Below are 22,342 nucleotides of genomic sequence, written 5' to 3'. Positions count from 1 at the left end.
GAAGGATGGCGATGTGGCCATGTTGGATACCTGCAGTGAACGCCTTGGGGCGATTCTCGACGACGCCCAGCGGCTCATGTCTTGCGAGTCGCCATCCGACGACTTGGCGGCGATCGCGCGTAGCGCGGATGTCGTGGCCGAGGTCGTGGGAGCGCGTCTCGCCGAGGCAGGACTTCCCTCCACGCCGGAGCGCATTGTCGTCGGCGGATGTACTCATTTGCGGTGGCGGTTCGGGGGAGGGGGACGCGTCCTCATCCTGACCCACCACGACACCGTGTGGCCCATCGGCTCGCTCGCGACGTACCCAATCCACATCACCGGCGGCGTCCTCAGCGGCCCCGGTTGTTTTGACATGAAGGTCGGCCTCGCGCAGGCCGTTCACGCGATCGCGGCGCTCGCCCAGAAGGCGGGCCCGGCGGCGGTCGCCGGCGTTACCCTGCTGGTCACCGGCGATGAGGAGATCGGCTCGCCCACCTCACGGGGTCTCATCGAGGACGAGGCGCGCGGAGCAAAGGCCGTCTTCGTTCTTGAGGCCGCAGGCCCTGATGGGTCACTCAAGACCGCGCGAAAGGGAGCATCGGTGTATGGAGTGGACGTCATCGGCCGTGCCGCGCACGCGGGCCTCGAACCGGAGAAGGGCATCAATTCCGTCGTCGAATTGGCGGCCCAGATTCCCGTCATCGCAGCCCTCGCCGACACCGACCATGGCACCACCGTCACGCCCACGCGGCTCCGCGCTGACACCACCGTCAACACGGTTCCCGCCCACGCACGCCTCGACGTCGACGTGCGCGCCACGACCGCCGCCGAACAACACCGCGTCGACCACGGGATGCGATCGCTCGAGTCCACGCTGTCGGGATCCCGCATCGACGTGTCCGGTGGCATTACCCGCCCCGTCATGGAGCGCACGAACACCGCACATCTGTTTTCGAGGGCGACGACGCTCGCGGACTCCGCCGGAATTCACCCCCTCCATGCGATTGCAGTCGGAGGCGCGTCGGACGGCAACTTGACGGCCGGCATGGGGGTGCCGACGCTCGATGGGCTCGGCGCCGTGGGTGGGGGAGCGCACGCCGCCGACGAACACGTGGTCATCGAGCACATTCCGCACCGCACGGCGCTGGTGGCTTTGCTCATTGCGGACACCCTCGCGGGCGGGGGCCGATGAGTCTGCACGCCTGGAGCGACTATGTGCGCGCTTCCGAGTCTGCGGGCGTTACCGTCCGCAACCTCCGTCCTCAGGAGTGCGTGACCGCCGCGGCCATCCTCACGGAACTATGGGGAGGCTCTCCGATGGGCGCTCCGTTGCTCGTCGCGATGGAGCATGCGGGAACGTATGTGGCGGGGGCGTTCAGGGCCGATGAGCTCATCGGCGTGTGCGCCGGCTTCTTTGGTCCACCGGACGCACGGTCCATGCACTCTCACGTCGCGGGCGTCAAGGGCGGGAGGGCCTCCAAGGGCGTCGGCACTGCGATGAAGCTGCATCAGCGCGCGTGGTGCCTCGATCACGGTGTGGCCGAGATGACGTGGACCTTCGATCCGCTCGTGGCCCGCAACGCCGCGTTCAACGTGCGGCGGCTGGGTGCGAGTCTTGACGAGTACTTGGTCGATTTCTATGGGCAGATGACCGATGGCGTGAACACCGGGCAGGGATCCGACAGGATCCTGGTGCGCTGGCACCTCGACTCCCTCATACCCCGGCAGCCACGCGAGCCAGGCGACGCGCCGCTCGTGCTGTCAGTAGGGGCAGATTATCGTCCCGTCGCCATGCGCGCTCCTGAAGGAGCCGATGCGGTCGCGATCGTCGTTCCTTCCGACGTGGAATCCTTGAGGGCGCGCGACGGCGCGCTTGCCGCCGAATGGAGGCTTGCGCTGCGCGAAGCCATGGCGCCACGGTGGGATGAGGGCTGGCGCCCCGTAGCCGTCGGCCGGGATGGTCGCTACCTGATGGAGAAACGATGAAGGTCCTCGAGTTCGCCCTGCACACGATCGCGTTGCCGCTCGTGACGCCGTTCACCACGAGCTTCTCGAGACAGACAGAGAGGCGGGTCCTTATCATCGAGCTCACCGCGGAGGTCGGTGGTGCCCTCGTGGTCGGCTGGGGCGAGTGCGGGGCGCTCACGGAGCCCGTGTATTCGTCGGAGTACCTCGACGGAGTCTTGGACGTGACGGTGGAGCATCTCTTGCCGCGCCTTGCCGCAGCATCGGCCGCCGATGACCTCACCGCCGAGTCGGTCGCGGGCCTGCTCAGTAAGGTGGTTGGCCACCGCATGGCGAAGGCCGCGATCGAGATGGCCGTGCTCGACGCCCAACTTCGGGCCGCGGGCGTGAGCTTCAAGAACTACTTGGGAGTCACCCGCGATCGGGTGCCCTCCGGAGTGTCCGTGGGGATCCAGGACTCGATCCCGGAGCTGCTCGACGCCGTGGCCGGCTACCTTGACGAGGGTTACCAGCGCATCAAGCTCAAGATTCGGCCCGGCTGGGACATCGAACCCGTGCGCGCCGTGCGCGAGGCACACCCGGCGGTTCCCCTTCAGGTCGACGCGAACACGGCCTATACGCTCGCCGATGCCGAACACCTGGCTCGGCTCGACGCCTTCGATCTCCTGCTCATCGAACAGCCGCTCGGCGAGGAGGACATGCGTCACCACGCCCTGCTCGCCCAACGCATGACCACGCCCATGTGCCTCGACGAATCGGTCGTATCTGCGGCATCGGCCGAGGACGCGATTGAGTGGGGCGCCGCCGCGATCATCAACATCAAGCCGTCGCGGGTGGGCGGCTACCTCGAGGCGAGGCGGATCCACGACGTCGCCCTCGCTCACGGCACCCCTGTGTGGTGCGGTGGGATGCTGGAGACCGGCATCGGCAGGGGCGCGAATGCCGCGCTCGCGGGGATGCCCGGCTTCACGATCACGGGTGACATCTCCGCGTCTGGCCGCTTCTACAAGCAAGACATCACGGAGCCCTTCGAACTCGTCGACGGGCACATCCTCATTCCCGATGTGCCTGGCCTGGCCGCGGTGCCTAGCCGTCAGCGGCTCGCGGAGGCAACCGTCGAGACGGTCCGCATCGGGTTCCCTTAGTCGCTCAACGCCGTGCCTCGTGGCCGCGCGCCATGGACGCTGACAGAATGGCCACACTATGGCTGACCAAAACCTGACGGCTGAACACATTCTGGACGACCTCGCATGGCGGGGACTTATCTCGCAGACTACGGGCGACGATGAGTTGCGGGCCGTGATCGACGCGGGTCCCATCACTTTGTATTGCGGCTTCGACCCCACGGCGCCCAGCCTGCACATCGGCAACTTGGTGCAGATCCTCACCCAGCGGCGCTTCCAGGATGCGGGCCACTACCCGCTGCTGCTCGTGGGAGGCGCGACGGGACTCATCGGTGACCCCAAGATGGCCGGCGAGCGCACCCTCAATCCCGTGGACGTCGTCCACGAATGGGTGGAGCGGATTCGCGCGCAGATCGAACCCTTCATGAGTTTCGAGGGCGACAACGCCGCACGGATGGTCAACAACTACGAGTGGACCAAGGACCTCAGCGCGATCGAGTTGCTGCGCGACATCGGCCAGTACTACAGGCTCGGCACGATGATTGCGAAGGACACCGTCGCGCGCCGGCTCAATTCCGACGAGGGCATCTCCTACACGGAGTTCTCCTACCAACTGCTCCAAGGGATGGACTTCCTTGAGTTGTACCGCCGCTACGGATGCGTGCTCCAAACCGGAGGATCGGATCAGTGGGGGAACCTGACCTCGGGCACCGAGCTCACCCGTAAGGCGGAGGGAGTGACGGTTCACGCGTTGGCGACGCCGCTCATCACCAAGGCCGACGGCACCAAGTTCGGGAAGACGGAGTCCGGGACGGTATGGCTCGATCCGGAGCTCACGAGCCCCTATGCCTTTTACCAGTTCTGGCTCAATCAGGCCGATGCCGACGTTGTCGGCTACCTCAAGGTGTTTACCTTCTTGTCGCGTGCGGAGATTGCGTTGCTAGAAGAGGCGGTCGCTGCGGAACCCTTCAAGCGCGAGGCGCAGCGGCGTCTCGCGTGGGAGGTGACCTGCTTGGTGCATGGCGCCGCGGCAGCCCAGGGAGCGGCGGACGCGTCCGAGGCGCTCTTCGGCAGGGGGGAGTTGTCGAACCTGGATGCTTCGACGCTGGCGGGCTGTGCCAAGGAGTTGGGTGGGGGTGCCGTATCGCCAGGCACAACCGTCGTCGACGCGCTCGTTGAGGCCGGTGTCGTCGAATCAAAGTCGGCCGCTCGTAGAGCCGTTCTGGAGGGCGGAGCGTACGTCAACAACGTCAAGGTGAGCGATGCCGATGCGACCCTCGACACCGGCGCAGCTTTGGCGGGCGGTTGGTTCGTGCTCCGGCGCGGAAAAAAGACGATCGGAATTGTCAGGGCCTTCGAGTAGGACCTCGAGTGGGTGACGGCACAACCAGTCAATTACCAGGGACAATACGTGCGACACGCCCGAGATCCTCGCGATTTGACTCGGGCGTAACCAGCCCGTAATGTCTTCCTTGTTGCCGCAGACGGAGACAACGCGCAGGGACTGAAAAGGCCCCGCGAACTCCACGAGGTAGCCACCCTCCATCGCATGGAATTTGGTTCGCGATTGCGCGCCAGAAGATGTACGATGGAAACCCCCTCCGACCTGGAGACACGCCGATGAGGCAAGTTGACAGGGAAGGTCAAAGGGAGTAAGTTAGAACGGTTGCCCCAAATCAGACCCGACAGGGAATGGTGAGGTGCGCGTCCGAACCTTGAGAACTCAACAGTGTGCCACATGTCGATGCCAAAAAACTCCGGCGTCGTGACGGCTAATGCCTGATCGATGACGGATTCCTTTGGTAAACGAAACAAATGTCAGTGACATTTTGTTCATTTGCTAGAGATTAAACTGGTCCCTTCGGGGGCCGCTTCGTAAGACTGTGACTCGCTTCGGCGAATTGCTAACAAACATTTACGGAGAGTTTGATCCTGGCTCAGGACGAACGCTGGCGGCGTGCTTAACACATGCAAGTCGAACGGTGACGGAGGAGCTTGCTCCCCCTGATCAGTGGCGAACGGGTGAGTAACACGTGAGTAACCTGCCCCAGACTCTGGGATAACATCGGGAAATCGGTGCTAATACCGGATATGAGACGAGACTGCATGGTCATCGTCTGGAAAGATTTATCGGTCTGGGATGGACTCGCGGCCTATCAGCTAGTTGGTGAGGTAATGGCTCACCAAGGCGACGACGGGTAGCCGGCCTGAGAGGGCGACCGGCCACACTGGAACTGAGATACGGTCCAGACTCCTACGGGAGGCAGCAGTGGGGAATATTGCACAATGGGCGCAAGCCTGATGCAGCAACGCCGCGTGGGGGATGAAGGCCTTCGGGTTGTAAACCCCTTTTAGCAGGGAAGAAGCGAAAGTGACGGTACCTGCAGAAAAAGCGCCGGCTAACTACGTGCCAGCAGCCGCGGTAATACGTAGGGCGCAAGCGTTGTCCGGAATTATTGGGCGTAAAGAGCTCGTAGGCGGTTTGTCGCGTCTGCTGTGAAAGTCCGAGGCTCAACCTCGGATCTGCAGTGGGTACGGGCAGACTAGAGTATGGTAGGGGAGACTGGAATTCCTGGTGTAGCGGTGGAATGCGCAGATATCAGGAGGAACACCAATGGCGAAGGCAGGTCTCTGGGCCATAACTGACGCTGAGGAGCGAAAGCGTGGGGAGCGAACAGGATTAGATACCCTGGTAGTCCACGCCGTAAACGGTGGGCACTAGATGTGGGGCTCTTTCCATGAGTTCCGCGTCGCAGCTAACGCATTAAGTGCCCCGCCTGGGGAGTACGGCCGCAAGGCTAAAACTCAAAGGAATTGACGGGGGCCCGCACAAGCGGCGGAGCATGCGGATTAATTCGATGCAACGCGAAGAACCTTACCAAGGCTTGACATATACGGTCTATCCCTAGAGATAGGGAGTGCTTCGGCGCCGTATACAGGTGGTGCATGGTTGTCGTCAGCTCGTGTCGTGAGATGTTGGGTTAAGTCCCGCAACGAGCGCAACCCTCGTTCTATGTTGCCAGCGCGTAATGGCGGGGACTCATAGGAGACTGCCGGGGTCAACTCGGAGGAAGGTGGGGATGACGTCAAATCATCATGCCCCTTATGTCTTGGGCTTCACGCATGCTACAATGGCCGGTACAAAGGGCTGCGATACCGCAAGGTGGAGCGAATCCCAAAAAGCCGGTCTCAGTTCGGATTGAGGTCTGCAACTCGACCTCATGAAGTCGGAGTCGCTAGTAATCGCAGATCAGCAACGCTGCGGTGAATACGTTCCCGGGCCTTGTACACACCGCCCGTCAAGTCACGAAAGTCGGTAACACCCGACGCCGGTGGCCTAACCCGTAAGGGAGGGAGCCGTCTAAGGTGGGATTGGCGATTGGGACTAAGTCGTAACAAGGTAGCCGTACCGGAAGGTGCGGCTGGATCACCTCCTTTCTAAGGAGCACTTGGCACTCTTCGGGGTGTCCATATCTCGCTTCGGACTCATATGTAGTTCGGCGAGAGCTCATGGATGGAACATCGACGTGGTAGAGACGCTGAAAGCGTTGAGATCAAGTACGCCCTAGGGCTGGAACGATCCCACGAAAGAACATCACTACAAGGCACACTGTTGGGTCCTGAGGGATCGGGCGTTTACGCCAGAACCTTCAGGCCAGTCGAAAGACAGGCCGCGCGGAGCACTGAATCCAGATGAACCACCCGACAACATTCAACGAATGTGCCCGGGTAGGCGCTGGTGGAAAGTGGGCCCGCCCGTATTTTGAGAACTGCACAGTGGACGCGAGCATCTTTGATTTCTGTAAGTTAAGTTTTTAAGAGCACATGGTGGATGCCTTGGCAGTAGGAGCCGAAGAAGGACGTTGTAGCCTGCGATAAGCCTCGGGGAGTTGGCAAACAAGCTTTGATCCGAGGATGTCCGAATGGGGAAACCCCGCTGGAGTCATGTCCAGTGACCCTCACCTGAACACATAGGGTGAGTGGAGGGAACGTCGGGAAGTGAAACATCTCAGTACCGACAGGAAGAGATATTCCGTGAGTAGTGGCGAGCGAAAGCGGAAAAGGCCAAACCGTTAATGCGTGATAGCCGGTAGGCGTTGCATTAACGGGGTTGTGGGACCTTTCAGTGGGATCTACCGATCCCACAGAGAGTCAGAAATCCGCGTGATAGTCGAATGGCATTGAAAGGCCAGGCATAGAGGGTGTGACCCCCGTAGACGAAATCAAGCGGACTCTCGAGAGTCATCCCAAGTAGCACGGGGCCCGAGAAATCCCGTGTGAATCCGTAGAGACCACTCTATAAGCCTAAATACTACCTACTGACCGATAGCGGAACAGTACCGTGAGGGAAAGGTGAAAAGTACCCCGAGAGGGGAGTGAAATAGTACCTGAAACCGTGTGCTTACAATCCGTCGGAGCCTCCCTAGCAGGGGTGACGGCGTGCCTTTTGAAGAATGAGCCTGCGAGTTAGTGGTACGTGGCAAGGTTAACCCGTGTGGGGAAGCCGTAGCGAAAGCGAGTCCGAATAGGGCGATTGAGTCGCGTGCTCTAGACCCGAAGCGAAGTGATCTATCCATGGCCAGGTTGAAGCGCGGGTAAGACCGCGTGGAGGACCGAACCCACTTGGGTTGAAAACCGAGGGGATGAGCTGTGGATAGGGGTGAAAGGCCAATCAAACTTCGTGATAGCTGGTTCTCCCCGAAATGCATTTAGGTGCAGCGTTGCGTGTTTCTTACCGGAGGTAGAGCTACTGGATGGCCAATGGGCCCTAAAAGGTTACTGACGTCAGCCAAACTCCGAATGCCGGTAAGTGAGAGCGCAGCAGTGAGACGGTGGGGGATAAGCTTCATCGTCGAGAGGGAAACAGCCCAGAACACCAACTAAGGTCCCAAAGCGTGTGCTAAGTGGGAAAGGATGTGGAGTTGCACAGACAACCAGGAGGTTGGCTTAGAAGCAGCCACCCTTGAAAGAGTGCGTAATAGCTCACTGGTCAAGTGATTCCGCGCCGACAATGTAGCGGGGCTCAAGTACACCACCGAAGTTGTGTCATTCACACATTGCTTGGTCTTCGGACCCAGGCGTGTGGATGGGTAGGGGAGCGTCGTGTGGCCAGCGAAGCGGCGGAGTGATCCAGCCGTGGAGGCCACACGAGTGAGAATGCAGGCATGAGTAGCGAAAGACGGGTGAGAAACCCGTCCGCCGAATGATCAAGGGTTCCAGGGCCAGGTTAATCCGCCCTGGGTAAGTCGGGACCTAAGGCGAGGCCGACAGGCGTAGTCGATGGACAACGGGTTGATATTCCCGTACCGGCGAAGGACCGCCAATGCCGAATCAGGTAATGCTAAGCGCCCGAAGTCACTTAACCCTTCGGGGAGCGGTGAAATAGCGCGCGAACCGAACTTGTAGTAGGCAAGCGTATTAACAGGGGTGACGCAGGAAGGTAGCTGAGCGTGGCGATGGTAGTCCACGTCTAAGGGTGTAGGACGAGTTGTAGGCAAATCCGCAACTCATTAAGTCTGAGACCTGATGGTGACCGCTTAGGCGGGAAATCGGTGATCCTATGCTGCCAAGAAAAACCTCGGCGCGAGGTTCTAGCCGCCCGTACCCCAAACCGACTCAGGTGATCAGGTAGAGAATACCAAGGCGATCGAGATAATTGTGGTGAAGGAACTCGGCAAAATACCCCCGTAACTTCGGGAGAAGGGGGGCCTGAGGCGTGAAGGCACTAGCTGCCGGAAGCGTTTGAAGGCCGCAGAGACCAGGGAGAAGCGACTGTTTACTAAAAACACAGGTCCGTGCGAAGTCGCAAGACGATGTATACGGACTGACGCCTGCCCGGTGCTGGAAGGTTAAGAGGAGAGGTCAGCCGCAAGGCGAAGCTTCGAATTTAAGCCCCAGTAAACGGCGGTGGTAACTATAACCATCCTAAGGTAGCGAAATTCCTTGTCGGGTAAGTTCCGACCTGCACGAATGGCGTAACGACTTCTCCGCTGTCTCCACCGCAAGCTCGGCGAAATTGCATTACGAGTAAAGATGCTCGTTACGCGCAGCAGGACGGAAAGACCCCGGGACCTTTACTATAGCTTGGTATTGGTATTCGGTGCGGTTTGTGTAGGATAGGTGGGAGACTTTGAAGCTGATACGCCAGTATTGGTGGAGTCATTGTTGAAATACCACTCTGATCGCTCTGGATATCTAACTTCGGTCCGTAATCCGGATCAGGGACAGTGCCTGGTGGGTAGTTTAACTGGGGCGGTTGCCTCCCAAAAAGTAACGGAGGCGCCCAAAGGTTCCCTCAGCCTGGTTGGCAATCAGGTGGCGAGTGCAAGTGTACAAGGGAGCTTGACTGTGAGACTGACAGGTCGAGCAGGGACGAAAGTCGGGACTAGTGACCCGCTGGTGGCAAGTGGAAGCGCCAGCGCTCAACGGATAAAAGGTACCCCGGGGATAACAGGCTGATCCTCCCCAAGAGTCCATATCGACGGGATGGTTTGGCACCTCGATGTCGGCTCGTCGCATCCTGGGGCTGAAGTCGGTCCCAAGGGTTGGGCTGTTCGCCCATTAAAGCGGTACGCGAGCTGGGTTTAGAACGTCGTGAGACAGTTCGGTCCCTATCCGCTGCGCGCGCAGGAAACTTGAGAAAGGCTGCCCCTAGTACGAGAGGACCGGGGTGGACCAACCTCTGGTGTGCCAGTTGTTCCGCCAGGAGCACGGCTGGTTAGCTACGTTGGGAAGGGATAACCGCTGAAAGCATCTAAGCGGGAAGCCTGTTTCAAGATGAGGTTTCCATGGGCTTTGCCCTGAAGGCCCCCAGTAGACCACTGGGTTGATAGGCCGGACGTGGAAGAGGGGACTAAAGACCCTTGAAGCTGACCGGTACTAATAGGCCGATAACTTAACTCACATTCAAGATTTCATTGCATTGCTACGCGTCCACTGTGCGGTTCCCGAGATACGGTCGGGTAACCGATATATCTCCATAGAGTTTCGGCAGCCATAGCGAGAGGGAAACGCCCGGTTCCATTCCGAACCCGGAAGCTAAGCCTCTCAGCGCCGATGGTACTGCACTGGAAATGGTGTGGGAGAGTAGGACGCTGCCGGACATACTTTCGCGAGGGGCCTCCCATTTGGGAGGCCCCTACGCGCATTTTGTGTTCTTTGTCTTCGCGCGAGATCTCTCCGCGGAGAGACTATTGCTGTGGCATGAAGGAGTATGACGTGAGCGAGGAGCCCGGACAGGCCTCCGGAGGTGACGACCGTTCAAACGGACGTCCCGCTCGAGCCAATGATTCGCGTGGCGAATCGATTCGCCGAAATTCTTCCCCAGGTGCCGGTCGAGGTCGTGGCGCTGCCGGTGGTTCGTATTCCGGACGCGGCGGGCAAGGTTCGGGACGGCCGAGCTCGACTTCGGGTGGTACCTGGAGTGATCGGCGTTCTTCGCCCACAGCCGGCCGCGGTGACTCTGGCGAAAGGCCCGTGCGTTCGTCCGATTCTCGGACGGGGTATTCCGGGGCGCAGAGCTCTGACCGCCCTCGTACGTCGGGCACCGGCCGCGGTTTTGGCGCCGATGGAGGACCGCGCACTGGCGATCGATCGGGTGCTGCGAACCGTGGCGGCGATCGTGGTGGTCGCCCCGGTGCTCCGAGCCGCGATGGTCAGGGTCGTGGTGGCGAGCGTGGTGGTCAGAACCGTGGTGGCGTCGATAGGGATCGGGGCCCGCACATTGATCGGCCCATCCGTAGAGTTGATGCCCCGGACATTCCGGAAGAGGTCATGGCCTCTGAACTGGACAAGGACGCCCGTGGTCGCCTGCGCACCCTGTCCAAGGACAACGCGGACGACGTTGCGCGTCACCTCGTCATGGCTGGGCGCTTGATCGATGACGACCCGGAACTCGCCTACAGGCATGCCCAGGTCGCGCTTGCCAGGGGCGGCCGTGTCGATATCGTGCGTGAGGCTGCCGCGATTACTGCATACGCGACGGGCCGTTACGCGGAGGCGCTTCGCGAGTTTCGTACGGTGGTAAGGCTTAATGGCACCACTGAACATTTGCCCCTCATGGCGGATTGTGAGAGGGGTCTTGGTCGTCCCGCTCGCGTTCTTGAGCTCGCCGCCTCGGCTGAGGCTGCGAGCCTCGTTGGCGACCCCAAAATGGAGATGCAAATCGTCGTTGCCGGTGCACGTGCGGACATGGGCGAGTACGACGCCGCGCTACATGCTCTTGACTCGATCACCGGCGCCGGACAGGAAATGGCCGAGCGCGTGGCAGAGGCACGCCTGCAGATTGTCGGGTCACTTGAACCAGGGGGACCGAAAGACGGAGAATACCAGGAGTCCTCTACGGATGTCGTCGACCCACTTGACGATGAGGTGATCGTCTACGACCTGGAGGATGACGCAGATGAGTGAATCGGCACTCAAGGGATCCGCACAAGCGCTTCAGGTTGCGTTTGATGCGGCACTGGTCGACCTTGACGGCGTCGCTTATCGGGGACCCTATGCCATTCCCACCGCCCCCGCAGCGCTCAACGGCGCACGCGCGGCGGGGATGCGGATCGTGTACGTCACGAACAACGCGAGCAGAGAGCCGCACGAGGTGGCTGACCACCTCACCAGTCTGGGCATCCCGACGGGTCCCGCGGAAATACTGACGGCCGCTCAGGCAGTTGCACGCCTGATGGCGGCGGATCTGGATCCGGGAGCGACCGTGCTCGCGGTCGGCGGGAAAGGCCTACGCTCGGCGCTCGTCGAGTACGGGTTTGTCTTGGTCTCGTCGGCTAACGACGAGCCGGATGCGGTGGTCCAGGGATTCGTGCCAGACATCTCCTGGCGGGACTTGGCCGAGGCGTCGTACGCCATACAGGGTGGGGCAAGGTTCTTTGCGTCGAATCTCGACATGACGCTCCCGAACGAGAGGGGCATCGCCCCAGGCAACGGTGCGCTCGTTGGCGTGGTCATCAGTGCGACGGGAGTGCGTCCCACAGCGGCGGGAAAGCCGTTGCCCACGATGTTCCACCTTGCTGCCGCATCGGTCGGTTCGGTGCGCCCGTTGGCCATAGGGGACCGACTCGACACGGACCTCAAAGGGGCAAGGGCCGCGGGGATGCCTGGCCTGCTCGTGCTCACCGGTGTCTCCTCGGCGAGGGATGCCGTGTTGGCGCCGGCCGACCAACGCCCCTCCTATATCGGCGAAGACCTGCGTTGTTTGGAGCAGGTGCATCCGACTCCGGTTCGTGTGGGCACGGTGTGGACCGTGGGCGGGGCCTCGGCTTCTGTTGATGGGCGCACGCTGATCGTTGACGGTGACGGGATCGACGCCGTCAGGGCCGCGTGCGCCGCCGCTTGGGCGGCTGCGGACATAGGCATTATGGTTGACGCTGGAAGCATCCCCGACTTCAGAGTAGGCTTATGACATGAGTAAGTTCGAAGACATTCGCGAGTTCTTGGGCGAGGTCCACTATCCGCTTGAGGTCGAGAAGGCGCTCGAGGCCGTCACCGAGGTCCCAGAGGACCTTGAGGAACAGGCGGAGTTTTTCGACAAGATTCAGCACTCACTGACCTCGCGCTTGCGCGAGGAGTCCTGAGCCCGAGCCGCCATGCGGCTTGACCGCGCGGTCACCGCGCGGGGTTTAGCGCGATCGCGTTCTCACGCACACGATCTCATCACAACGGGGAACGTTTTTGTCGACGGCGAGTGTGAGCGACGTCCCGGTCGGGTGATCGGAGTTGACGCCGAGGTGACCCTCGCGGACGGAATTGATCTGTACGTCTCGCGGGCGGCACACAAGCTGATCGGTGCCCTCGATGCCTTCTCGGCGCTTGGGCTTGTCGTCGAAGGCCGACGCACGGTGGATGCTGGTGCGTCGACCGGAGGCTTCACGCAGGTTCTGCTCGAACGAGGCGCCACCCATGTGACCGCGATTGACGTGGGTCACGACCAACTCGTGCCCGGCTTGCGTGACGACCCACGTGTCACCTCGATCGAGGGAATGAACGTCCGCGAACTCGAGGCGGGATCTCCGGGTTCCGGTGCAGACCTGGTCGTGGCGGACCTCTCGTTCATCTCCCTCACGCTCGTGATCGGCCCTCTCGTGGCGGTCACGGCGTTGCGCGGCGACCTCGTCCTGTTGGTCAAGCCCCAATTTGAGGTGGGACGGAACCGCCTTGACAAGAACGGGGTCGTGACACGCGACGTCGATAGGATCGCGGCCGTGAGAAAGGTGTGCGACGCGGCCATGCGTGAGGGCCTTGAGATCGTCGCCCTCGAGCGCAGTGTGCTTCCGGGACCGAGCGGCAATGTGGAATTCTTCGTGTGGGTCCGCCGGTCATGGCAGGCTAGGGGCGTGGCGGAACAGCCAGTGCTCGACGAAGAGGCGCTGGCCAAGGCAATCGCCACAACCGTCAAAGGAAGACCATGAATCGCCGCATTCTGATCGTCTCGAACCCCTTCAGGCCCGAGACTCTCGAGGCCGCAGAGGTGGCGCGGGTTGCGCTCGCCGAGCGTGGCATCGAATCGTGTACCGAAAAGGGCGACGGGCGCATCGATGCGGCGATCGTCTTCGGCGGCGATGGCACGATGCTTCGAGCTGCTCGCGAGGTGCACGGTACGGGCGCACCGCTTCTGGGCGTCAACATGGGCCACGTGGGATTTCTCGCTCAACTAGAGCGCGAGGACGTGTCTCGCGCTGTCGACAAGCTTGCAACGGGCGAATACGAAGTTGACGAGCGCCGCACGGTCGAAGTCATCGTGCGTCAGCCCGAAGGCACCGTAGATAGCGGATGGGCCCTCAATGAGGCCACCGTGGAGCGATCGGAGCTTTTGCGGACCCTGGACGTCGCGGTGGGCGTCGACGGCAGGGCCTTGTCGAGTTTCGGTTGCGACGGCATCGTGATCTCGACGGCCACCGGATCGACCGCTCACGCCTTTTCGGGCGGGGGGCCCGTCGTGTGGCCAGACGTCGATGCTCTCCTCCTGGTTCCGCTCGCTGCGCACGCACTATTTTCGCGACCGTTGGTCGTCGGGCCGGCGTCGTGGTTCACGGTTGAGGTACTCGAGCGCTCGTCCGCCGAGGCGCTGGTGGTGCTCGATGGCGCCCACACGATCGTGGCCAAGAGGGGCGCTCGTATCGAGGTGCGGCTCGGCAGCGACAAGGTGCGGCTCGCGCGCACCTCTGACGCCCCGTTTACGGAAAGGCTCGTGCGCAAGTTCGGCCTGGACACCGAGGGCTGGCGCGGCGCCAATCGTGCATCGGGGGCCTGAAGCATGCTTCATGAACTGTCTATCTCGTCACTGGGGGTGATCGCTGGCGCGCGCGTCACCCTTGGCGAGGGACTCACCGTCGTCACGGGTGAGACCGGCGCAGGCAAGACGATGATCCTCACCGGTCTGAACTTGATTTTGGGCGGTAAGCCGACCCCGGACGCCGTGCGTACCGGTGCGGCGGAGGCATCTGCGGAGGCCGTGCTCGACCTGCCGGAGGGCTCTGGGGCGAGGGCGCTGGCACTGGAGGCTGGCGCGACCGTCGACGAGGACGGAACAGTGACGGTGGTCCGCACCGTGGGCGCCGCGAGCCGTTCCAGGTCGATCCTTGGTGGACGCACGGTCCCGCAGGCTCTGCTCGCCGAATTGGGCGCCGAGCTGGTGACCGTTCACGGCCAGGCCGACCAGGTGCGCTTGCGGACGCCTGCCAAGCAGCGCGAGACACTCGACTCCTACGCGGGCTCGTCCCACTCGCGCGTGTTGGACGAATACCGCACGGCATGGGCCGCATGGCGTGACGCCTTTGAGAGGCTCGCGAGGCTCGAGGACTCGGAGGGAGCCGAAAGGGAGCGCTTGGGCAGGCTGCGTGAGGATCTCGTCGCGCTCGAGGCGGGCAATGTGCAACGCGGGGAGAAGGCGGGGCTTGCCGCCGAGGCGGAGGTGCTGTCCCACGCTGAGTCGCTCCGTACGGACGCGGCCTTGGCTCACGATGCCCTCGCGGGAGACGCGGCAGTGACCGCGGCATCGGCGCTCGAGGCGGCCCGACGCGCGCTTGCAGACGGTGGCGGCTACGACCCCGTCTTGGGGGCAATGGCGGTGAGGGTCGCCGACTTCGCCTATGGCGCGGCGGACGTCGCTCAGGAACTTGCGTCCTATCTGGACGGCCTCGACGCCGACCCCACGCGGCTCGACGCCGTGCACTCGAGGCTTTCCGCGCTTGCGGGGCTCGAGAGGCGCTTCGCTTGCGGCGCGGACGAACTGGTCGCGCTGCGCGAGCGCATCGAGGCCGACCTGGCTCAAGGCGCGGACTGGGACGGCGTCGTCGGCAACGCGAGGGCGATGGAGCAGGCCGCGCGGGTCGCCTTGGTCGAGAGCGCGGCACTTCTGACCGCAGGAAGAAGCGAGGCCGCCAAGCGATTGTCGGTCAGCGTGGGAGCGGAACTTGCCGAACTGGCAATGCCCGACGCGACCGTCGAGGTGCGCGTGACGGACAAGGAGCCAGGGCCTCACGGTGCCGACGACGTCGCGTGGCTTCTCTCAGCCCACCCCGGCGCGCCCGCGCGACCCATCGCAGACGCGGCATCGGGCGGCGAGCTTTCTCGAATCATGCTGGCGGTCGAGGTCACGCTTGCGGGGGCTGGCGAGCAGTCGCACACCTTCGTCTTTGACGAGGTGGACGCGGGGGTCGGCGGCAAGGCCGCGCAATCGGTTGGCCAACGCCTCGCGGCGCTCGCGCGGAACAATCAGGTGATCGTCGTGACGCACTTGGCGCAGGTCGCGGCCTACGCTGACAGGCACGTGGTGGTGACGAAGGCCTCCGACGGCGCCGTCACCGTCTCCCACGTGATCGAGGTCGCAGGAGACGATCGGGTGCGCGAGGTCGCGCGCCTATTGTCTGGCGAAGAGGAATCCGTCACGGCGCGCGCCCACGCTCTTGAGCTCATCGACGCCGCTCGCGTGGCACCATGACGGGATGAAGCATTCCCGTTCCACCGTAGGCGCGTCGTCGGTATCAGGCGTTGTGCGCGTCGGCCACGATCCGCGGACTCTGTCTCGCAGGCTTCGCAAGGGCGACATCGCCATCATCGACAGGGCGGACCTTGACGCCGCGTCTGCGGAGATGCTCGCGGACCGTTCTCCCGGGTGCATCATCAATGCGAGCTCGTCCATCACGGGCCGCTTCCAGGCACGGGGCGCCGAGAGCTTGGCGTCCCGGGGCATTGCTCTCGTCGACATCGATGACAGGGCAGTCCTTGCCGCAACCGACGGTGAGACGGTCACGATCGATCTTGCCGCGGCCGATGGGGGAGCGACCGTGACGATTGGCGGAACGACCTTCGAGGGCGTCGTCGTTGACACAGAGTTCGTGAAGGAACGCCTCGCCGCCGCGATGCCGGGCGCCGGTTTGCGAATTCCTCAACTGGCGGCCAGTGCGCTTGACCTGATTCACAGGGATGGACCTGCGCTTGTCGAGGGACGATCCGTGCCGGCACTCGAACTGGATCTGAGCAACAGGGACGCACTCGTGGTGACTGCGGGTCCCGGCTTTCGGCCGCAGCTCAAGGCGCTCAAGGGCGCGATTCGAGACCTGAACCTCGTGGTGGTGGTGACGGGAGATGCGGCCGACGCGGTCGCGGAGAATCACAAGATTGACGTGATCGTCGGCCCACTCGACGGAGTGTCGGACGAAGTTCTCGCGGGAGCCAAGGAGGTGGTGGTCCACGGGGAGTCGCTGGCCGTCGCGGCGACGCGCCTGGGCTCTCTTGGCGTGCGGCATGTGGCGAGCGAGTCGCAGTTGTCGTCCGAAGACCTTGCGGTCGCGATCGCGGCCTCTGCAGGCGCACGCATGATCGCCACGGTCGGGATCGAGTCCTCGCTTGCAGACCTTGTCGATTCGCACCGCGGCGCCTCCTCGGTCCTCGCCCGACTCGCAGCGGGACCAGCGTGGATCGATGGCCGGATGCTCGCTCGCCTGCACCGCTCGCCTTGGTCTCGGCTGCAGAGATGGCTCTTGGTGCTCATCGCGGCGGCATCGCTTGCAGCCGCTCTGAGCCTCCATCCCGTCGTCAGGGCCGCCGTCGAGCGGCTGGTGGGTGGCTCATGAGCGGCAGGATCGTCGCTGGCGCCCTCGTGGCGACCGCCCTCGGTGTAGGCGTCGTCGTCGGACTTGCTGCGCCCAGGAGCCAGCAGGCGGAGAACACGAGCGCGACGACCACCGCTCAAGTCGCTCAGATGGAAGCCGACATGGCAACGAGGGACAAGTGGCTCGCCGCCATTGGCGACGCCGCGGTGACGCGGCGGATAGACGGGATGCGAGTGGCGCTTCTCATCACGGACGGCACCCCCGCACAGACCGTTGACCAGGTGACGTCGGCCCTTGAGCAAGGCGGCGCAACGGTCGAAGCGACGGGGCGTCTGGGAGCGGACTGGTGGGACCCCACGAAGTCGTCGTTCAGGGGCGAACTGGCGACGCAGATGTCCGCGTCCATTGTGGGCGTCGAGGGTCTCGGCGCTACCGATGTCCTCGAACACGCGATCGTTCAGGCAATGGTGCCTGGCGCACAGCCAGGCGGTACCGCAAAGTCCGCCGGATCGGATGCGACGGGAGCCAGCACTGTGGCCGAGGGCGTCCCCAACCAGGCAGTGCTGCTCGAAGTACTGAATCGCGCCAATATCCTTACCCTCGACCACCCGGCGACCGGCGGGGTCGACGCCTTAGTGATCGTCACGGCCGAGGGCCCCAAGGGCGCAGGCGCGGCCGTCAACGCCGCCGCGACCGTATGGGAGCAATACCTTGGAGCTACGGAGATAGTCGTGGGTGGAGAAGCCGCTGGCGGCTCTGGAGCGACATCGGACAGCATTCCGGCCACGGCGAGCGATGCAATCGCGGCAGCGGCCGACACACCCGAGTCGACACGCCCGAGTGTTGTCGTGATTTCCGAGCCGAAGATCACCGCCGCGGAGATCGTCATGGGACTCAAGGAGCAGGATTCAGGCGGATCCGGCACGTACGGAACGGCCGCTGGGCTCGACATCGTTGCCGTTCCGTAGCGTGCCACCTCGCCCGGAGGGGCAAAAGGGGTGATACTCTCGAAGCCCGTGGAGAGATCTCGTTTTGAGTCCCGTGCGGACCATGTCACCAGGCACATTTTCGTTACAGGTGGCGTCGTTTCGTCACTCGGGAAGGGCCTGACGGCTTCAAGCCTCGGTCGACTTCTCAGATCGCGCGGCATCCGCGTCACGATGCAAAAGCTGGATCCGTACCTCAACGTTGATCCGGGCACGATGAATCCGTTCCAGCATGGCGAAGTCTTTGTGACCGAGGACGGGGCCGAGACGGACCTCGACATCGGCCACTACGAACGCTTCCTGGACGTGAAGCTGTCCGCCACCTCCAACGTCACCACGGGCCAGGTGTATTCGCAGGTGATCGCCAAGGAGCGCCGCGGGGAGTACCTCGGCGACACGGTGCAGGTCATCCCGCACATCACCGACGAGATCAAGCGCCGCATGCGAGCCCAAGCGGGCCCCGACGTCGACGTCATCATCACCGAGGTGGGCGGCACGGTGGGCGACATCGAATCACAGCCGTTCCTCGAGGCGGCCCGGCAAGTGCGGCACGAGCTCGGCCGCGACAACGTGTTCTTCCTCCACATCTCGCTCGTGCCGTATATCGGCCCCTCCGGCGAACTCAAGACCAAGCCGACGCAGCACTCGGTCGCCGCACTGCGCAGCATCGGAATTCAGCCCGACGCGATCGTGCTGCGTTCCGACCGAACCGTGCCTGCGGCGCTCAAGAGCAAGATCGCGCTCATGTGCGACGTCGATGTCGAGGCCGTGGTCAACGCCGTGGACGCTCCCAGCATCTACGACATCCCCAAGGTGTTGCACTCCGAGGGCCTCGACGCCTACGTGGTGCGTCGGCTCGACCTGCCGTTCCGCGACGTGCAATGGGGTGCGTGGGACGACGTCTTGCGTCGTGTCCATCACCCGGCCGGGCACGTCGAGGTCGCTCTGGTCGGCAAATATATTGACCTGCCGGATGCCTACCTGTCCGTGAGCGAGGCGCTGCGAGCTGGTGGTTTCCACCACAACGCGAAGGTCAACATTCGCTGGGTGGCTTCGGACACGTGCCAGACCGAGGAGGGCGCCAACAAGGCGCTCGGTGGCGTCGACGCGGTGCTGATTCCCGGCGGCTTTGGCGTGCGTGGAGTCGATGGCAAGATCGGCGCGGCCAGGTGGGCACGCGAGAACAAGGTGCCGACGCTGGGCATTTGCCTCGGCCTGCAGGTCATGGTCATGGAGTATGCGCGCACGGTTCTGGGGTTGGCTGGGGCGTCGAGCTCTGAATTCGATCCCGAGACGCCGTACCCCGTGATCGCCACCATGGAGGAACAACTGGAGATCGTCGACGGCAGGGGCGACATGGGTGGCACGATGCGTCTCGGCTCCTATCAGGCCGTTTTGCAGCCCGGTTCCGTGGTTGCAGAGACGTATGGCGCCACGACAGTGGGCGAGCGTCACCGCCACCGCTACGAGGTCAACAACGCCTACAGGGCGCGGCTCGAGGACGCTGGCCTGGTGGTCTCCGGCGAGTCACCCGACAGGCAGTTGGTCGAGTTCATCGAGCTGCCGCGCGACGCACATCCGTATTACGTGGCCACGCAGGCGCACCCGGAGTTCCTGTCGCGACCGACCAAGGCGCACCCCTTGTTCGCTGGCCTCATTGCCGCGGCGATTGAGCGCCAGCGTGCGACGGCCGACGCGGCCCAGACAGCGACCGACGCTGCCGCCGCCGCATCCGCCTCTCTCGCGTGACGGAACTTCTCACGTGAGAGAACTTCCCGGTGGTGGTCCGCTGGCCGATGTGGTGGCGCCGCTACCCATATTGGCTCGGCACGAGCGCTTCAAAGGCCGCGTGTGGAATCTCGTCAGTGACGAGGTGGACCTGGGTCACTCTCAAGTGACGCGCGACTTTGTGCAGCACACCGGCGCCGTGGTGATCGTCGCGCTCAACGAGAACGACGAGTTGTACCTGGTGAGGCAGTACCGCCACCCCGTAGGGGTCGAGTGCTGGGAGCCGCCTGCAGGGTTGCTCGACGTTGTGCACGAGCCGCCGGTCGAGGCCGCCAAGCGTGAGCTTCATGAGGAGGCGGACCTTACCGCTGCGACGTGGCACGTACTGGCCGACTTCTTCCCTTCGGGCGGCGGTAGCTCGGAGGCGGTGAGGGTCTTCCTCGCGAGGGATTTGACCGAGGTGCCCGAGGCCGATCGACACGTGCGTACCGATGAGGAAAGAGACATGGTGGGCGCGTGGGTGCCTCTCGATGAGGTGTTGGTCGCAATCGCCGCCGGAAGGGTGCACGCGTCATCCCTCGTGGTCGGCGCTATGGCCGCAGACCTCGCGCGTCGATCAAACTGGTCGACCTTGCGCCCAGCAGACGCCAAGTGGTTGCTTGCACCAGAAGACCGGCGCCGCCACAACGTCTAGCGAACCCGCGCCTCGCGAACCTACGCGGGCCCCGACCGCAGGCCTGTGAGAGCTCCTTCCGCGAGCACGTGGCCCCTCATCGCGTCCTTGAGGTCCGCCAGCGAGAAGCCCTGCTCGAGGTTGAGCGGCGCATCCAGCGCGTACAGGGTGAACACATAGTGGTGATCGGGGCCGGGAGGGCAGGGTCCAAAGTACGTGCCGTCATACGTTGAGGACAGGGAACTCTTGCCGCCCACGCCGCTCACGGCATCGGATCCGCCGCGGGCGATCGCTGTGGTCGACGCCGGAATGTCGGCCAGCATCCAGTGCACAAAGTTGTGGGCGTCGGGGTCGATCAGGGTCAATGCAAAGCCTTCAGTGGCGGCGGATGGTGACTCCCACGTCAGTTCGGGGTTCGTGTTGTCCCCGGTGCACTGACCGCCGAGGGCGTTGGCCGTCGCCCAGGCCGGCAGCTCGGTGCCGTTCGCGAAGTCGTCGCTCGTGACGGTGAGGGAGGCCTGGACTCCGCCCGCGTCATCGGCGGTTGTGCCGCACCCGGCGACCAGCAGTGTTATGACGAGAGCCGATCCGATGTGACGCCTCATGGCTTCAGAGTGGCTTCGCGTGGAGCGATCCGCAAGCGGGTCGCTCGCAGCGCCTACGAAGTAGCCTGGGCGCGGACCTTTGACCGGTCCCGCTTGAGGAGGTAGTAGGCAGCGGAGTGGGCGGCAGTCAACGCGGCAGCCCCAGCGAGGTGCATTCCCACGATGAGTTCCGGCAGACCGGTGAAGAACTGGATGTAGCCGATAGCCGCTTGGGCCAGCGTCACCGCGACCAGGACCACCCACGCCTTGCGCACCTCGTCGTGGGCTCCCTCCGAGCGGTCTTTGCGCACCTTCCAAATCAAGTAGGCAAGCACCGCGATGAAGACCCACACCACTCCGGCGTGCGCCTTCGCGACCTCGGTGGGGTCGAGGCCCAGGCGTTGGGTGGCCGCGGCATCGCCCGAGTGCGGGCCCGCGCCAGTGGTCAAGGTGCCGAAGACGAGTACAGCGCCCAACAGCAACACGCTGGTGCGCAAGGCCTTCTTGATGCAGATGCGGCTTTCGCGGCGGGGTGCGTCGCGGAACCTGAGCGCGAGCCACACGGCTTGCCATACAAGACCCATCGAGAGCAACAGGTGGGGAGAGACCAGGACCGGGTTGAGTTTGGCGAGCACGACGATGCCGCCAAGGATCGCCTGGCCGATGACACCCAGCAGGGGGAGAAGGCCCCACCAGCGCAGCTCGCGCCTGCTATTCCACATCGCGATGGCAAGCGCGACGGTGACTACGCCCAGGACCCCGGTCAGGGTGCGGTTGCCGAACTCGACGTAGGGGTGGATGTTGGAAGCGTTGAAGGCCTCGGGCGTGAAGTGGCCCGGCTCGCATTCTGGCCACGTGGAGCAACCGAGTCCGGAACTGGTGAGGCGCACGGCGCCGCCAGTCACGATGATGCCGCCTTGGGCGAAGATGTTCGCGATCGTGAGCCCGCGCGTATGGCGCCCCAGGAAGTTGCGGAAGCGGGCGAGTCGGCGGACGGTGGTTGCGGGAGCCTCGATAGTCACGTGGCCAGTCTATGAGGGACGAAGGTTTGTCTCGTGTGCCTTGCCGTCCCATAGTGGGTCACCACGTACCCGCAACGGTGCGGCATCGCGCCCCAGTGGGTCAACGCTTGCCCACGGTCGCGTACGTCGCGCCACATGGGGACGCCGCGTACCCCATACGTGTGCTGAGGCGCCTTCAAGAGGACGTGACGTACCCGAAGCGGCCCGCGACTTCCCCG

General features: G+C 63.4%; 16 protein-coding genes and 3 rRNA genes. 17 read left to right on the top strand and 2 right to left on the bottom strand.

Annotation, left to right across the window (positions count from 1 at the left end; all coding sequences use genetic code 11):
- The first annotated feature begins 19 nt into the window (after positions 1–19).
- From BKA03_RS08715 to BKA03_RS08635, 17 genes are all read left to right on the top strand, one after another.
- Complete coding sequence (locus tag BKA03_RS08715) at positions 20–1,171, top strand: M20/M25/M40 family metallo-hydrolase (protein WP_179398171.1); 1,152 nt, start codon at positions 20–22, stop codon at positions 1,169–1,171.
- The gene (locus BKA03_RS08710) at positions 1,168–1,965 is read left to right on the top strand and encodes a hypothetical protein (RefSeq protein ID WP_179398004.1); all 798 of its coding nucleotides are present in this window, start codon (positions 1,168–1,170) and stop codon (positions 1,963–1,965) included. Before BKA03_RS08715 ends, BKA03_RS08710 begins: the two co-directional genes overlap by 4 nt.
- Positions 1,962–3,089 carry an o-succinylbenzoate synthase gene (menC, locus tag BKA03_RS08705; protein ID WP_179398003.1) on the top strand — a complete coding sequence of 376 codons (1,128 nt, stop codon included), beginning with the start codon at positions 1,962–1,964 and terminating at the stop codon, positions 3,087–3,089. The genes BKA03_RS08710 and menC overlap by 4 nt, the downstream gene beginning before the upstream one ends.
- 58 nt (positions 3,090–3,147) lie before the next feature.
- Positions 3,148–4,431, top strand: coding sequence for a tyrosine--tRNA ligase (gene tyrS, locus BKA03_RS08700; RefSeq protein ID WP_179398002.1), 1,284 nt, complete (start codon positions 3,148–3,150; stop codon positions 4,429–4,431).
- A 551-nt stretch (positions 4,432–4,982) separates the two neighbouring features.
- Positions 4,983–6,506: ribosomal RNA gene (locus BKA03_RS08695) — 16S ribosomal RNA — on the top strand.
- Positions 6,507–6,873: 367 nt separating this feature from the next.
- Positions 6,874–9,971: ribosomal RNA gene (locus BKA03_RS08690) — 23S ribosomal RNA — on the top strand.
- Positions 9,972–10,054: 83 nt separating this feature from the next.
- Positions 10,055–10,171, top strand: a 5S ribosomal RNA gene (rrf, locus tag BKA03_RS08685).
- The 16S, 23S and 5S rRNA genes sit together here, the layout of an rRNA operon.
- Before the next feature lie 670 nt (positions 10,172–10,841).
- The gene (locus BKA03_RS08680) at positions 10,842–11,477 is read left to right on the top strand and encodes a hypothetical protein (RefSeq protein ID WP_257020124.1); all 636 of its coding nucleotides are present in this window, start codon (positions 10,842–10,844) and stop codon (positions 11,475–11,477) included.
- Entirely contained in the window at positions 11,470–12,480 is a 1,011-nt protein-coding gene (locus tag BKA03_RS08675) for an HAD-IIA family hydrolase (protein ID WP_179398001.1), read from the top strand. The genes BKA03_RS08680 and BKA03_RS08675 overlap by 8 nt, the downstream gene beginning before the upstream one ends.
- A gap of 1 nt (position 12,481) precedes the next feature.
- Positions 12,482–12,652, top strand: coding sequence for a hypothetical protein (locus tag BKA03_RS08670; protein WP_179398000.1), 171 nt, complete (start codon positions 12,482–12,484; stop codon positions 12,650–12,652).
- Between the two features lie 12 nt (positions 12,653–12,664).
- A complete protein-coding gene (locus tag BKA03_RS08665; RefSeq protein ID WP_179397999.1) occupies positions 12,665–13,486 on the top strand; it encodes a TlyA family RNA methyltransferase in 822 nt (273 codons plus the stop codon).
- The gene (locus BKA03_RS08660) at positions 13,483–14,328 is read left to right on the top strand and encodes an NAD kinase (RefSeq protein WP_179397998.1); all 846 of its coding nucleotides are present in this window, start codon (positions 13,483–13,485) and stop codon (positions 14,326–14,328) included. The genes BKA03_RS08665 and BKA03_RS08660 overlap by 4 nt, the downstream gene beginning before the upstream one ends.
- Before the next feature lie 3 nt (positions 14,329–14,331).
- The gene (recN, locus tag BKA03_RS08655; protein ID WP_179397997.1) at positions 14,332–16,017 is read left to right on the top strand and encodes a DNA repair protein RecN; all 1,686 of its coding nucleotides are present in this window, start codon (positions 14,332–14,334) and stop codon (positions 16,015–16,017) included.
- A 4-nt stretch (positions 16,018–16,021) separates the two neighbouring features.
- Positions 16,022–17,152, top strand: coding sequence for a putative cytokinetic ring protein SteA (steA, locus tag BKA03_RS08650; protein WP_179397996.1), 1,131 nt, complete (start codon positions 16,022–16,024; stop codon positions 17,150–17,152).
- Positions 17,149–18,099, top strand: coding sequence for a copper transporter (locus tag BKA03_RS08645; protein ID WP_179397995.1), 951 nt, complete (start codon positions 17,149–17,151; stop codon positions 18,097–18,099). The genes steA and BKA03_RS08645 overlap by 4 nt, the downstream gene beginning before the upstream one ends.
- A 48-nt stretch (positions 18,100–18,147) precedes the next feature.
- Positions 18,148–19,866 carry a CTP synthase gene (pyrG, locus tag BKA03_RS08640; protein WP_179397994.1) on the top strand — a complete coding sequence of 573 codons (1,719 nt, stop codon included), beginning with the start codon at positions 18,148–18,150 and terminating at the stop codon, positions 19,864–19,866.
- Positions 19,867–19,879: 13 nt separating this feature from the next.
- Complete coding sequence (locus tag BKA03_RS08635; protein ID WP_179397993.1) at positions 19,880–20,539, top strand: NUDIX domain-containing protein; 660 nt, start codon at positions 19,880–19,882, stop codon at positions 20,537–20,539.
- A 20-nt stretch (positions 20,540–20,559) separates the two neighbouring features.
- Here BKA03_RS08635 and BKA03_RS08630 read toward each other — a convergent pair whose 3' ends face one another.
- Together BKA03_RS08630 and BKA03_RS08625 are read right to left on the bottom strand one after the other, a co-directional pair.
- A complete protein-coding gene (locus BKA03_RS08630; RefSeq protein WP_179397992.1) occupies positions 20,560–21,123 on the bottom strand; it encodes a YbhB/YbcL family Raf kinase inhibitor-like protein in 564 nt (187 codons plus the stop codon).
- A 53-nt stretch (positions 21,124–21,176) separates the two neighbouring features.
- Complete coding sequence (locus tag BKA03_RS08625) at positions 21,177–22,124, bottom strand: COX15/CtaA family protein (protein ID WP_179397991.1); 948 nt, start codon at positions 22,122–22,124, stop codon at positions 21,177–21,179.
- Between the last annotated feature and the right edge of the window lie 218 nt (positions 22,125–22,342).

The sequence above is a fragment of the Demequina lutea genome (assembly GCF_013409005.1).
GTDB classification, from domain to species: Bacteria; Actinomycetota; Actinomycetes; order Actinomycetales; family Demequinaceae; genus Demequina; species Demequina lutea.
The sequence above is the reverse complement of the archived record's forward strand: the minus strand, read 5'-3'. Positions and strand labels throughout refer to the sequence as shown.

What these genes read in the sequence shown, in the direction of transcription:
- BKA03_RS08715 (WP_179398171.1), top strand. Translation starts at nt 20, where the DNA reads ATGTTGGATACCTGCAGTGAACGCCTTGGGGCGATTCTCGACGACGCC.
- BKA03_RS08710 (WP_179398004.1), top strand. Translation starts at nt 1,168, where the DNA reads ATGAGTCTGCACGCCTGGAGCGACTATGTGCGCGCTTCCGAGTCTGCG.
- menC (WP_179398003.1), top strand. Translation starts at nt 1,962, where the DNA reads ATGAAGGTCCTCGAGTTCGCCCTGCACACGATCGCGTTGCCGCTCGTG.
- tyrS (WP_179398002.1), top strand. Translation starts at nt 3,148, where the DNA reads ATGGCTGACCAAAACCTGACGGCTGAACACATTCTGGACGACCTCGCA.
- BKA03_RS08680 (WP_257020124.1), top strand. Translation starts at nt 10,842, where the DNA reads ATGGCCTCTGAACTGGACAAGGACGCCCGTGGTCGCCTGCGCACCCTG.
- BKA03_RS08675 (WP_179398001.1), top strand. Translation starts at nt 11,470, where the DNA reads ATGAGTGAATCGGCACTCAAGGGATCCGCACAAGCGCTTCAGGTTGCG.
- BKA03_RS08670 (WP_179398000.1), top strand. Translation starts at nt 12,482, where the DNA reads ATGAGTAAGTTCGAAGACATTCGCGAGTTCTTGGGCGAGGTCCACTAT.
- BKA03_RS08665 (WP_179397999.1), top strand. Translation starts at nt 12,665, where the DNA reads ATGCGGCTTGACCGCGCGGTCACCGCGCGGGGTTTAGCGCGATCGCGT.
- BKA03_RS08660 (WP_179397998.1), top strand. Translation starts at nt 13,483, where the DNA reads ATGAATCGCCGCATTCTGATCGTCTCGAACCCCTTCAGGCCCGAGACT.
- recN (WP_179397997.1), top strand. Translation starts at nt 14,332, where the DNA reads ATGCTTCATGAACTGTCTATCTCGTCACTGGGGGTGATCGCTGGCGCG.
- steA (WP_179397996.1), top strand. Translation starts at nt 16,022, where the DNA reads ATGAAGCATTCCCGTTCCACCGTAGGCGCGTCGTCGGTATCAGGCGTT.
- BKA03_RS08645 (WP_179397995.1), top strand. Translation starts at nt 17,149, where the DNA reads ATGAGCGGCAGGATCGTCGCTGGCGCCCTCGTGGCGACCGCCCTCGGT.
- BKA03_RS08630 (WP_179397992.1), bottom strand. Translation starts at nt 21,123, where the DNA reads ATGAGGCGTCACATCGGATCGGCTCTCGTCATAACACTGCTGGTCGCC.